We start from the raw sequence: 12,817 nt of genomic DNA, 5'->3' as shown, positions 1-12,817 counted from the left end.
GGCCATGTGATGAAAAGTGATCTGGAACAGCAGCAGGCTGAGCAACAAGTACAGGGCCCCGAGCATGAGCTTCATGGTGAACGGGCGGAAGAATTCGCAGAACGTTTAATCACCATTCGGCGACACCTGCATCGTAACCCGGAATTGTCCGGTGAGGAAAGGGAGACGACAGCTTCTATTCGCAGCTGGCTGGAAGAGGAAGGCGTCCGTATTGCAGACGAATATGTGCTGCGGACAGGGCTCGTCGCTGAAGTAGGTCAAGGGGACGGACCTGTGGTTGCCCTAAGAGCGGACATTGATGCGCTGCCCATTCAGGAAGAGACGAAACTGGATTTTGCCTCCCAGGTAGATGGAAAGATGCACGCTTGCGGACATGACGCACACACGGCGATTCTGATTGGTGCTGCACGATTGTTAAAGCAGCGTGAGTCCACGCTTCCTGGGAAAGTACGCTTGATATTCCAGCCATCGGAGGAAAAAGCAACGGGTGCTCGGCAAGTGATCCAGAGCGGCGCATTATCCGATGTTAGGGCCGTATTTGGGTTGCATAACAAACCTGATCTCCAGGTGGGTACGGTGGGCATTCGGGAAGGTGCGTTGATGGCAGCAGCAGACGGTTTCGTTGTCAAAGTGGAAGGTGTAGGCACCCATGCAGCCGTGCCGGAAGCAGGCATTGATCCAATCGTGGTTGCCGCACATATTGTTACGGCATTACAGGCCATTGTGAGTCGCAATGTGGGAGCACAGGAGAGTGCTGTAATCAGCGTCACCAAGCTACATAGCGGCACAGCCTGGAACGTTATTCCCGATGAAGCGATACTCGATGGCACAGTACGGACCTTTGATGAGAAAGTGCGCGCACGAATTCGCGAGCGTTTCAATCAGGTGGTAGCCGGTGTGGCGGCGGCCTATGGCACACGTGCTACGGTTCGCTGGATTCAGGGACCACCTGCCGTGGTCAATGATGAAGCTCTGGCATCTGCGGCGGAGCAAGTTGCAAGTCAGATTGGACTGAATAGCATCAGACCTCTGCCTTCTCCGGCAGGAGAGGACTTCTCTTTTTATCAAAAAGAAGTTCCCGGCCTGTTCCTCTTCTTGGGCACCTCTGGCCCGAATGAGTGGCATCACCCTGGCTTTGATGTGGATGAACGGGCACTGCCGCTGGGAGCACATCTTCTGGCTGCACTAGCTGAACAGGCACTGCAAAATGTGCAATCACATCAGGAGTGAGGGTCGCAGTTAATCCCTGGATTACATCCAGATCGAAACGGTTCCGTTCTGCGGCAACCGTTTTTCGTATTTGTTGAATCTTATCAGATGGTGTTGTTATGGCTAGGGCTGGCGCAGAAGCGTCAGCTCTGTTTGGGTTTTCTTATAGGATGGACAGCTAAAGGGTTTATGAAATTTTATTTTTTTAAATGGAAATATTTGTTGACGGTCCCTAAAAGGATGTGCTATATTTTTCTCGACCTTTTAATCGTAATAATTACTATTAGGCAAAAATGAAGAACAGGAGTAGCTGCTGCGATGAAACAGGAGATCGATTTTATCAAGTTCAGTCCCACCCAAAACATGACGATTCTGGTTAAAACGGATCATGCAGCAGAGAAATACAATCATATCGCAACGCGTCTAATGTCGTATGATAACGTTTACGCTGAACAAGTGGGATTCATTGAACCAACGAGGAGACCGGAAGCTGTGGCCCGCCTGGAAATGGCCGGAGGAGAGTTCTGTGGCAATGCCTGTATGGCACTTGCAGCACACCACGCATCTGAAGCAGGACTGGCACAACAGGAATCGATGGACATCGTGCTGGAGGTTTCCGGAACCGATCAATTAATCATGTGCCATGTGAAGAAACAGCAGAATGAATATGACTGCCAGGTAACCATGCCGGTTCCGAAGCAGATTGAGCAGCGAACAATCCGGTACGAAGGCATCGAGCTGGATATGGTAATCATCCGGTACGCTGAGTTCATCCATATCGTGATTGAAGTGGATGACTTCGACGATACGATGAAAAAGAGGGCACAGACCCTTGCAAGGTTACTGGGACTAACCCTGGGAGATAAGCTGATCGGTATCTTGTTATATCAATCGCACTCGGAAGAAATGGCCCCACTCATCTATGTTCCGGAGCTGGATAGTCTGATTTGGGAGAGAGGGTGTGGTTCGGGTACAGCCTCCGTGGGAGCGTATCTCGCATGGAGCCAGCAGAGGCAGATTACGCAGTACATCAAGCAGCCTGGTGGTGCGATCAAAGTGGCGGCCCAGTGGAATGGCGCAGAACTTGGGAGGATTACGATTGAGGGATCTGTTGGAATTGTGGCACAGGGAAAAGCCTTCATAGATACTCCAGCAGAATGGAGCGTAGTAAACGCATGAGGTACTTGATACATGATCGAGACAACGTATAGGGGGAAAAGAAATGATCACATTGGTCCATTTTCAGACATGTTTGAGTGAATTTGCAGAGAAATTCGATAAGCTCGCGAGCAAGTATGATCATACGATTCAGCATAGCTCGGAGCTGGAGGCTATGATCAATGACTACTCCCGCTTTGTGACCGATCAGGAGAATAAGGCAACCTGGGAACAGTTGGAGCATTCGGAGCTGGAAGAACTGGATTCGCTTATATGGCAGTTAAGAAATAAATCCGCCCAGTGTGTGGCGATCATGGAGAAATATCGTGCATTGAAGTTAGAGAACGGGGATGAACAGATTGCCCATTATTTCAAGAATATAGAAGAGTGCATCGATAAAGAATTCGGCAGCTTCCATGTCACCTCTGATTCTAAGGTGTTGTTGGTAGGCTCCGGTTCCTTCCCCATGACACCATTACTCATCGCCAAGCGAACAGGTGCAGAGGTCGTAGGGATCGATATTGATGAAGAATCTATTAGACTCGGGCAGAAGGTGGTGGAGAAGCTGGGCGCGGGCTTGAAGATTCGTTTGCAGTCAACATTGCTGGAGAATCTGGAGTATACCAAGGAAGCAACACATATCATTTTCAGCTCTACCGTGGCCCCTAAATATGAGTTGCTCGATCAACTGCATGCCCTGACGAATGCGCAGGTGGTTGTAGCTATGAGATACGGTGACCAGTTGAAGTCCTTGTTCAATTATCCGATGGAAGAGACGGATAGCAGCAAGTGGAAGCTGGTGAACCAGATCCTGCGTCCGGATGATGTGTTCGATATTGCGTTGTATCAAAAAGCATAGGGATGCAAGTGCATCCAAGTGCGTCAAAAGGATTACGGATTGAACTTTGAATATAGGAGGCATACATGAGCAATCTTCAGCGAATTCTGTTACTTGGAACCGGGCCTGCATCCATTCAGCTTGCGGTTACACTCAAAGCTCATCTCAATTGCTGTATAGGCATTGTGGGGAGAGCATCGGTTCGTTCAGCGTCCGTATTCTCAGCCCTCGAACAGAGCAATGGGCGTATTCAGGTCAGCATTCAAAATGAGAAACATCAGCCACTCGAAGGTGAGTGTTTCATTGATCATGTGTTCAAGGGATATGACACCATTGATGGGGAATGGGATACACTCATTTTGGCAGTTACCACCGATGCTTATATCGATGTGTTGGAACAAATGAATGATGAATTCATCAAACAACTGAAATGTATCATTTTGATTTCTCCAACGTTTGGGTCGAATCGACTCGTGACCCATTATATGAGAGAGCGGAATGCAGCGCCGGAAGTGGTCAGCTTCTCGACCTACCTCGGAGATACCCGTTGGATGCACGAACATCCGTCCAATCATGTAATTACAACAGGGGTCAAGAAAAAGGTCTATATCGGTTCCACTCGTTACCCGTCTGAACAGGTCAGTAAGCTATGCCAAGTGTATGAGCGTTTGGGTGTTGCGCTGGAAGTGATGCGATCTCCGTTGGAGGCGGAAACGAGAAATATTTCGTTGTATGTGCATCCACCCCTGTTCATGAACGACTTCTCATTAGAGGCCATTTTTGGGGCATCGGATATTTCGAAATATGTATATAAGATGTATCCCGAAGGTCCGATTACACAAGGTTTGATACGGGATATGCGGGCACAGTGGCAGGAGATTATGAATATTACGGAACGGCTCCGTATTCAGGGAGTCAACCTGCTTCAATTCATGACGGATGACAACTATCCGGTTCAATTAGAGAGTATATCACGCCAGGATATCGAGAATTTCAATCAGCTACAGGTCATTCATCAAGAGTATTTATTATACATACGGTATACCTCATTATTGATTGATCCATTCTCGGAACCCGATTCGGCAGGGAAATATTTCGACTTTTCAGCAGTGCCATTCCGCAAAACGTTCATGAATCGCGAAGGGGAGCTGGACATCCCTCGTATGCCCAAAGAAGATTACTACCGCATCAAAATCATTCAGGGCATTGCCAGACACCTCGATGTGAGCTGCCCAACGATTGATCAATTTATCGCCAAATATGAGGCGAAGCTTCAGGAAGTTGCCCGTACGAAAACAGATCAACGTTTATCCGATGCCTTTGTGATCCAATCCTTTGACGAGGATATCCGCATGATCTGCACGGGACTTTCAAGTAATAGGGTCTAATTACATCTCAAATTAATCAAGTTGAACCTGATGTTTACATCATAACGGAGAGTGCAGAACCAATCTGAAGAAGCGAAGCGGTCGCCTTTATCCCCGGATTTTCTCTTTGGAAAAGAGAATCAAAAAAATCTGGGGATAACAGCGATCGGAAGATGGTACTGCAATCGGAGTGGTCCGATGTAACCTATAAGGTCTGCTTGTAACTTAATCATCAGGAGGAAATGTTGTGAAAAAGGGTCTTACTTTTACATCCATACTATTGCTGGTATCTGCCATTACGGTGCTGGCAGGATGCGCTCAGAGCACAAAAGAGAAAGAGAGTGCCCAAACGGAGCCTGCCAATAGCCAGGTACAGACTGAACTTATCTATGCTTCTGCCAAAGATATTAATGATATGAACCCCCATCTGTATACAGGCTCCATGCCTGCGCAAGGGATGATATATGAGTCTCTGGTGGAAAACACGCCTGACGGCATCAAGCCATTGCTTGCGGAATCATGGGATATCTCGGAGGATGGCAAGACCTATACCTTTTATCTGCGACAAGATGTGAAATTCCATGATGGGGAGCCGTTCAACGCAGAGGCGGTCAAACAAAATATCGATGCAGTTCAGGCGAATGCTGAAAAACATGCCTGGATCAAGCTGTCTACCAAAATCACAAGTGTAAAGGTTATCGATGAGCATACGGTGGAGCTGACACTGTCAGAAGCTTATTATCCTGCGCTAGTGGAACTGTCCATGACAAGACCTTACGTCTTCATATCACCCAAGGATTTTAAAGAAGGCGGAACCAAAGACGGAGTGAGTGGTTTCCACGGTACAGGGCCTTACAAGCTTACTGCTCATAAAGTCGAAGAGAATGCCACGTTTGAAGCCAATGAAGACTATTGGGGTGGTGCACCTGCAATCAAGAAAATCACATCCAAGGTTCTTCCTGCAGGCGAAACGACATTCCTGGCATTACAAAAGGGAGAAATCAACTTTGTGTTCACAGATGACCGGGGGGCAGACAGCATTGATGTCGAGGCCATGGATCAATTGGCTGAATCCGGTGATTATCAATTGGTTCGAAGTGAAGCGATGAATACGAATATGATCGTAGCCAATAGCAGTCGTCAGAATAGTCCGGTTCAGGAAACGGCAGTACGAGAAGCTTTATGGGTTGGTATCGACCGGGAAACGATCAGTAACGATATTTTTAACGGAACGCAGACTGTTGCGGACACGCTATTTTCAGCCAATGTCAATTACGCCAAGGTAGACCTGAAGAAACGGGAGTATGATCCGGAAATGGCTAAACAGCTTCTGGACCAAGCAGGTTGGACATTGGCAAGTGGTGAAGGGGTGAGAAAGAAGAACGGTCAGCCTCTAGCCATGAAACTATACTATGACAGCAACTCGTCTTCACAGAAAATACAGGCCGAATTGATCCAGTATTCGATGAAAGAATTGGGTGTTCAGCTTGAGATCGTGGGTGAAGAGTCTACTTCCATCGCGAATCGGAGAGCCACCGGGGAATATGATCTGCTCTTTAATCAAACGTGGGGACTGGCCTATGATCCACAGAGTACCATTGCTGCATTTACATCAGATTCGGCTTACAAGCATACGACAAGCGGAATTGCTGAAGCAGATGAATTGTACAAGAAAATCGATGCGGTCATGGTCTCCACGGATGAGGCTTCACGCCAATCCCTGTATGCCGACATTATGAAGATCGTCCATGATGAAGCAGTGTTCATTCCGATTACCAACGGACGTGTCACCATAGTCGCTCCCGAGAATCTCGAAGGAATCTCATTCAAGCAGACTCAATATGAACTACCTTTTGAACAAATGAATTTTAAATATATAAATTGAACTAAACATTTACACAAAACGGAGAGGACAGAAAGAACCTGAAGAAGCGGAGCGTTCGCCTACAAGCTTTCTGCAAGAAAGCTACATCGGAAGCATACGCTATCCCCGGATTTTTCCTATATAAAAGGAATCAAAAAAAACTGGGGATAACAGCGATCGGAAGGTTGTTCTGTCATCGGAGTGTAGTGTAAATATTGTTTAGTTCAATTTAAATAGAGCGGAGATGGATATGGGAAGTTATATCGTCAAAAGGATTCTGTTAGCCATCCCTTTACTGATTATCATTTCATTTATAACGTTCGTCCTGATTAATCTATCTCCCTTGGACCCGGCAGTTGTCGTATTACAGGCACAGGAGGTTCCGCAGATTACAGATGAACTGATCGCGCAAACGAATGAAGCGCTGGGATTCGATCAGCCGTTCATGATCCAGTATGCGAACTGGATTATGGCTGTTTTGCAGTTGGACTTCGGCAACTCATATGTATCGGGTGAACCCGTGTGGTCTTTGATGGGGCCGGCTTTTATGAACACATTGAAGTTAACGCTCGTCTCATCGGTATTTATTATTGCGCTGTCCATCCTGCTTGGTGTGATCTGTGCCATGAGAGAAGGCAAGCTGCTGGATCGATCGGTTAGAGGTATTTCCTTTTTCCTTACGGCCATGCCATCCTACTGGCTTGCAGCTATTATGATCTGGTATTTTTCCGTCAAGCTGGATATGCTGCCTACCAGTGGTATGGACTCGTATCGAAGCTACATTCTTCCGGTGATTGTGATCACGGTGAGTTATACAGGCATTTATTTCCGAACGGTTCGAAGTTCCATGCTGAGCAATATGAATGAGGACTATGTGTTATATGCACGGGCAAGTGGTCTGAGCGAGAAGAAAGTTACCCTGCATATTCTAAGAAATTCATTACAGGTGGCCGTGTCCATCTTTTGCATGGCGATCCCGATCGTGTTGGGCAGTACGGTAGTCATTGAAAATGTATTTGCCTGGCCGGGGCTCGGTAGGCTCAGCGTGAAATCCATTTTAAGCAGGGATTTTCCGATTATTCAGGCGTATGTTTTGATGTTGGCTGTCACCTTTGTGTTGTTTAACACGTTATCCGACATCATTAATGCGGCGATGAATCCCCGGTTGAGAAAGGAATTCTGATGCGAATATTGAAAAATCTGAGCAAAGACAAGCTTGCGATGACCTCTTTGGTGGTGATTATCGCTACGCTTATGGCGGGCATTTTGGCTCCGCTTATTGCGCCGCATGATCCTGGACAAGTGAACATGAAGCTTCGATACGCCTCTTCGTCTTGGGAGTATCTATTAGGCAATGATCATCTGGGCAGATGTGTACTATCCCGGCTTATCTATGGTATCCGTCCAAGTGTGTTATGGGTGCTGGTTGCACTCAGTTTATCTGTTCTGATCGGGGCTATTGTTGGATTCATTGCGGGTTACTTCAAGGGGAAAGTGGATGCATGGATTATGAGAGTCTGTGACATTATGCTGTCTTTTCCCGGATACGTGATGACACTGGCGGTGGTTGGCATTTTGGGTGCAGGACTGGAGAACATTTTGATTGCCTTTGTGTGGATGAAATGGGCCTGGTTTGCCCGCGTTATTCGAACATCTGTGATGCAATTCTCTGATATGGATTATGTGAAATTCGCTAAAGCCTCTGGCACGCCTAATCTGAGAATTATAACCAAACATATTGTTCCGGTTACCTTTGCCGATATTGCTGTCATTGCCAGTGGTTCCATGTGTTCGATGATGTTGCAGATCTCCGGCCTTTCCTTTCTGGGGCTTGGCATTCAGGCTCCGCATGCGGAGTGGGGCATGATGCTCAATGAGGCGAGGGAAGTCATGTTCTCCAGACCTGAATTGATGTTGGCACCGGGCCTGGCCATTGTGGTGGTGGTATCTGCTTTTAATTTTCTATCGGATGCCCTTCAAGTGGCTCTGGACCCCAAATTGATGACCTCTCAAGGTAAGTCTGACAAGTCTTACGAAAGTGAGGTGAGAAAGACCACTTATGAATATAGTCGAGGTTGAACATTTGAAGGTATGGGACACCAATACAGACAAAGTGATCATTCATGACAGTTCATTTGAAGTTAAGCAGGGAAGCTGTATGGCCATTGTAGGGGAAAGTGGTAGCGGTAAATCCGTTACGTGCAGAGCTCTCATGCGATTGAACAAGCCATGGATTCGCCAATCGGGCACGATGTTATTCCAGGGCGAAGACCTGAACCAGATTTCGGAACCGGAGATGCGGCGTAAGCGGGGCAAGCATCTATGTATGATTTTGCAAAATGGCATGAGTGCATTTGATCCTTCCTGTGTCATTGGTGTTCATATTCGGGAGACGCTTCAGCAGCATTTTGGCTGGAACACCCGTGAGGTTGAACGGAAAATCATCCATGCGATGGAAAGCGTCATGCTCAGACATCCGCGCGAGATTCTGAATCAATATCCACATCAGCTGTCCGGTGGGATGCTGCAACGAATCATGATTGCACTGGCATTGGTGCTGGAGCCTGATCTGATTATTGCGGATGAGCCAACAACGGCACTGGATACGATCTCTCAATATGAAGTGGTGGAGCAATTGATTCAATTACGTGAACGCATGGGCTGTTCCATGATGTTCATCTCCCATGATCTCGGCGTTGTTCAGAAGATTGCAGATGACGTGATGGTCATGAAGGACGGCGAGATCGTAGAGCGCGGTAGCATGCATTCTGTTTTGACAGAGCCGAAGCATGCCTATACGCAGTATCTGGTCTCTACCCGGCTGGAGCTGAGCAATCATTTTAAGGCGTTGATGCAGGGGGAGTCATAGATGCTAAAGGTGGAAGGTATCGAAAAATCATATAACCAAGGCGGACTGTTCTCCAAGCACAAACAACAAGTTTTGAAACAGGTTACCTTTGAATGCCAGCAGGGTGAGTGTCTCGGTATCATCGGTGAAAGCGGAAGCGGTAAATCTACGTTGGGCCGTCTGATTCTGGGCATTGAACGCCCGGATCGTGGAACGATCTCGCTCGATGGTAAAGACGTACAGGATCGACGTGTACGGATGGGTAACATTAGCGCCGTTTTTCAAAATTATACGTCCTCCATCAATCCATTTCTTACCGTGGAAGCTGCCATTATGGAACCGATGCAAGCACAGCAAAAGCTGCGAAAGGATCAAAGTAATTCAGAGAAGGTGGATCTGTTGCTGAGCCAAGTTGGACTGGACCCTTCCTATAGATCCAAATATCCGCATGAACTATCGGGCGGGGAGGCTCAGAGAGTGTGCATTGCCAGAGCGATCTCGACAGCCCCAAAACTTATCGTGTTTGATGAAGCGATCAGCTCATTGGACGTGTCCGTTCAGATCCAGGTGTTGCAATTGTTGAAAGAGCTTAAGGAAATCTACAAGCTGAGCTATGTCTTTATCACACATGATATACAGGCGGCAGCCTATATCTGTGACAGGGTAATCATTTTCAGAGAGGGACAGGTTGTAGAGATCGTTCCTATTGAGCAGCTAAAGGATGTTCAGTCAGACTATGCGAAGCGATTATTGAAGCATTTAATTACATTTTAGGGGGAGCACCCATTGTGAGTGGAGCGATGTCTTGGCCTTTTCTACGCTTGTACATACTGGTTCTTCTATATTTCAGTGCCAATGCCATTCTTAACGTGATCATCCCATTGCAAGGCGAGTCCTTGGGTGCGAGCGGTACAACGATCGGACTAATCATGGGTGCTTATATGTTCACAACGATGTTCTTCAGACCCTGGGCCGGTCGGATTATTCAAAAGCATGGACCAATCAAAATATTGCGTCTGATTCTGATTATCAATGGATTTGCGCTGATTTTATATACCTTTACGGGACTTGGCGGTTATTTGGTTGCTCGTATTTTGCAAGGTGTATCGACAGCGTTCTTCTCCATGGCTTTGCAGATTGGCATTATTGATGCCCTTCCGGAGAAAGATCGCTCTCAGGGGATTTCGTATTATTCGCTGTTCAGTTATATACCGGGGATCGTGGGACCTGTTATTGCATTAGGAATCTGGCAGACGGGTGGCATGGATTATTTTACAGTGGTTCTGATCGGTATTGCCGTCTGTACGGGTGTTTTCGGATATACTGCCAAAATGGAACCAAGCAAGGAGCAACCTGCTGTGGATCCATCGGAGCAGAACGTGAGCATGTGGGAATCCTTTGGTCAGCTGGTGAAGAATCCACATTTATTTCGTTGCAGTGTGTTAATGCTCGCTGCTTCCGTTGTATTTGGCGCGATTACCACCTTTATTCCGCTGTATGCGAGCCAAGTACCAAACGGGAATGCTGGCGTATATCTGATGCTTCAGGCAGGAACGGTGGTGCTGGCTCGAATTATGCTTCGAAAAAGGATTCCTTCCGATGGCAGTTGGCATTCTCCTTTCATGATGGGCACCATGTGTCTGCTCGCCGTAGCTGCGCAATGTGTCAGTTTTGCCGTGACAGGCGGAGTGGTCTATTTCTATGTGGGTGCTGTGTTCATGGGAATCGGTCAGGCGATCCTGTATCCGACACTCACGACCTATTTATCTTTTGTGTTGCCTAAGCTGAATCGAAACGTTCTGATCGGTTTATTTATCGCGATGGCGGATCTGGGTATTTCTCTGGGTGGTGTGATTATGGGACCCGTCGCTGACTTCTCTTCCTATTCATTTATGTACATGATGTGTGCTATCCTAGGAGCGGTAATGATTGTTTTTGCCTACGAACGGCGTAGACCCGTGTCAGGTACATCTGTGAGTTGACTGCCAGAAGAGAAAGTGGTGACGAACGTTTGAAGTCTTCGATGACGGCAACATCCAATGGGAAATTAAATCCGGTATCCTTTTCGTTTATCCGGTTTTATATGCTGGCCTTTTTATTTTTTGCGGCGAATTCAGCTTTGACGATTATTCTGCCTTTGCGAAGCGAGGCCGCCGGTTTGAATCAGGCTGAGATTGGTCTGATGATGGGGGCATACATGTTCACTTGTATGCTCTTGAGACCTTTTGCAGCACAGCTGCTGGGTAAGCATGGGCCGCTTCGAGTGATGCAATGGCTATTGCTTCTGCATGCGGGCACGTTGCTGTTATTTGTTGTTTTTGGTGTGGAGACGTATCTGTGGTTGCGAGCTCTGCAAGGGGTGGCTACGGCCTTTTTCTCCATGACGATGCAGGCGGGTATTGTGGAAAAGTTGGAGGACAAAGACCGGGCACAAGGGCTGTCCATGTACACCCTGTTTACGATGGTTCCTTCTCTGGTCATTCCGATCCTTGCCATACAAATCTGGGAAAATGCCAGTGATCTGGCGTTTACGCTGCTGATGATCGGTCTGGCGGCTCTGCCACTTCTGATTGGATATAATGTAGATCTGCCGCGGAGTACCGTGCAGAACAAATCGTATACCTTGGGCGATATGTTTCGTTCATTCGGAGGCATCTGGCGCAGTACGCCACTGCTAATCAGCAGTGTGGTGATGTTGTTTGCGTCCTGCGTTTTTGGGGCAACAGCGACCTTCCTTCCCTTGTATATGGTATCCACCGGAATGGCAAGTGCAGGCGTATTTCTGACGATTCAGGGACTGGTTGTGATCCTGTGCAGGTTTATTTTGCGTAAAAAAATTCCGTCCGACGGTAGCTGGAATACCTGGCTGATGGCAGGGTTAATGCTCTGTGCTGCACTGGGAACCCAGTTGCTCAGTCTAATGGAGACCATCGGGCCACTGGTGTATTTATCCGCGGTATTTAGCGGTTTTGCTCTGGCATTGTTGTACCCGACATTAACCACATATCTGTCTTTTGTGCTGCCCGCGGATTCCAGATATGTACTCATGGGGATTTTCATGTCCTCGTATGACCTTGGATTCTCTCTGGGTGGACTGGCAATGGGGCTTATTGTGCAAGTGAGTTCGTATTCGACCATGTTTATGATCTGCACGTTGCTCTCTATTGCAGCGATGATTCTGGTGGTTGTTTTCAGGCAACGGATGGAAGCGGGGAATAAGGCCAGTTCAGTGGTGTCTATATAAATTGAACTAAAGAACATTTACACGGATCACTCCGATGACAGAACAACCTTCCGATCGCTGTTATCCCCAGATTTTTTTGATACCTTTTTATAAAGGTTAAATCCGGGGATGGCGTATGCTTCCGATGTAGCTTTCCTGCAGAAAGCTTGTAGGCGAAGTGTATGCTTTCGAAGTAGCTTTCCTGCAGAAAGCTTGTAGCTCCGCTTCTTCAGGTTCTTTCTGTCCTCTCCGTTTCGTCTAGCCTATCCCGCATGTAATGCGAACATTTACAGAGGAGGTTTATGACTCA

General features: G+C 47.4%; 11 protein-coding genes. All 11 read left to right on the top strand.

From position 1 onward, the window contains the following. Nucleotides 1-9: 9 nt before the first annotated feature. A complete protein-coding gene (locus MKX75_RS23495; RefSeq protein WP_339167057.1) occupies nt 10-1,230 on the top strand; it encodes an amidohydrolase in 1,221 nt (406 codons plus the stop codon). 297 nt (nt 1,231-1,527) lie between these two features. Continuing rightward, on the top strand, nt 1,528-2,388 hold the full coding sequence (locus tag MKX75_RS23490; RefSeq protein WP_339167055.1) for a diaminopimelate epimerase: 861 nt from the start codon (nt 1,528-1,530) through the stop codon (nt 2,386-2,388). Between the two features lie 43 nt (nt 2,389-2,431). Next, complete coding sequence (locus MKX75_RS23485) at nt 2,432-3,226, top strand: SAM-dependent methyltransferase (RefSeq protein ID WP_339167053.1); 795 nt, start codon at nt 2,432-2,434, stop codon at nt 3,224-3,226. A gap of 65 nt (nt 3,227-3,291) precedes the next feature. Next, on the top strand, nt 3,292-4,593 hold the full coding sequence (locus MKX75_RS23480; RefSeq protein WP_339167051.1) for an opine metallophore biosynthesis dehydrogenase: 1,302 nt from the start codon (nt 3,292-3,294) through the stop codon (nt 4,591-4,593). A gap of 226 nt (nt 4,594-4,819) precedes the next feature. After that, a complete protein-coding gene (gene nikA / locus MKX75_RS23475) occupies nt 4,820-6,457 on the top strand; it encodes a nickel ABC transporter substrate-binding protein (RefSeq protein ID WP_339167049.1) in 1,638 nt (545 codons plus the stop codon). A gap of 229 nt (nt 6,458-6,686) precedes the next feature. Then, nucleotides 6,687-7,619 carry a nickel/cobalt ABC transporter permease gene (opp1B, locus tag MKX75_RS23470; protein ID WP_339170568.1) on the top strand — a complete coding sequence of 311 codons (933 nt, stop codon included), beginning with the start codon at nt 6,687-6,689 and terminating at the stop codon, nt 7,617-7,619. Continuing rightward, complete coding sequence (gene opp1C / locus MKX75_RS23465) at nt 7,619-8,515, top strand: nickel/cobalt ABC transporter permease (protein ID WP_339167048.1); 897 nt, start codon at nt 7,619-7,621, stop codon at nt 8,513-8,515. Before opp1B ends, opp1C begins: the two co-directional genes overlap by 1 nt. Then, entirely contained in the window at nt 8,496-9,305 is an 810-nt protein-coding gene (locus tag MKX75_RS23460; protein WP_339167047.1) for an ABC transporter ATP-binding protein, read from the top strand. Before opp1C ends, MKX75_RS23460 begins: the two co-directional genes overlap by 20 nt. Next, entirely contained in the window at nt 9,306-10,058 is a 753-nt protein-coding gene (locus tag MKX75_RS23455) for an ABC transporter ATP-binding protein (RefSeq protein ID WP_339167045.1), read from the top strand. A 14-nt stretch (nt 10,059-10,072) separates the two neighbouring features. Next, the gene (locus MKX75_RS23450) at nt 10,073-11,266 is read left to right on the top strand and encodes an MFS transporter (protein ID WP_339167044.1); all 1,194 of its coding nucleotides are present in this window, start codon (nt 10,073-10,075) and stop codon (nt 11,264-11,266) included. 41 nt (nt 11,267-11,307) lie between these two features. Further along, entirely contained in the window at nt 11,308-12,528 is a 1,221-nt protein-coding gene (locus MKX75_RS23445) for an MFS transporter (RefSeq protein ID WP_339167043.1), read from the top strand. Nucleotides 12,529-12,817: the final 289 nt, after the last annotated feature.

The organism is Paenibacillus sp. FSL R5-0341 (genome assembly GCF_037975235.1).
GTDB classification, from domain to species: Bacteria; Bacillota; Bacilli; order Paenibacillales; family Paenibacillaceae; genus Paenibacillus; species Paenibacillus amylolyticus_A.
The sequence above is the reverse complement of the archived record's forward strand: the minus strand, read 5'-3'. Positions and strand labels throughout refer to the sequence as shown.

Bases quoted from the DNA above. Each gene is read 5' to 3' on its own strand.
- MKX75_RS23495 (WP_339167057.1), top strand. From the start codon at position 10: ATGAAAAGTGATCTGGAACAGCAGCAGGCTGAGCAACAAGTACAGGGC.
- MKX75_RS23490 (WP_339167055.1), top strand. From the start codon at position 1,528: ATGAAACAGGAGATCGATTTTATCAAGTTCAGTCCCACCCAAAACATG.
- MKX75_RS23485 (WP_339167053.1), top strand. From the start codon at position 2,432: ATGATCACATTGGTCCATTTTCAGACATGTTTGAGTGAATTTGCAGAG.
- MKX75_RS23480 (WP_339167051.1), top strand. From the start codon at position 3,292: ATGAGCAATCTTCAGCGAATTCTGTTACTTGGAACCGGGCCTGCATCC.
- opp1B (WP_339170568.1), top strand. From the start codon at position 6,687: ATGGGAAGTTATATCGTCAAAAGGATTCTGTTAGCCATCCCTTTACTG.
- opp1C (WP_339167048.1), top strand. From the start codon at position 7,619: ATGCGAATATTGAAAAATCTGAGCAAAGACAAGCTTGCGATGACCTCT.
- MKX75_RS23460 (WP_339167047.1), top strand. From the start codon at position 8,496: ATGAATATAGTCGAGGTTGAACATTTGAAGGTATGGGACACCAATACA.
- MKX75_RS23455 (WP_339167045.1), top strand. From the start codon at position 9,306: ATGCTAAAGGTGGAAGGTATCGAAAAATCATATAACCAAGGCGGACTG.
- MKX75_RS23445 (WP_339167043.1), top strand. From the start codon at position 11,308: ATGACGGCAACATCCAATGGGAAATTAAATCCGGTATCCTTTTCGTTT.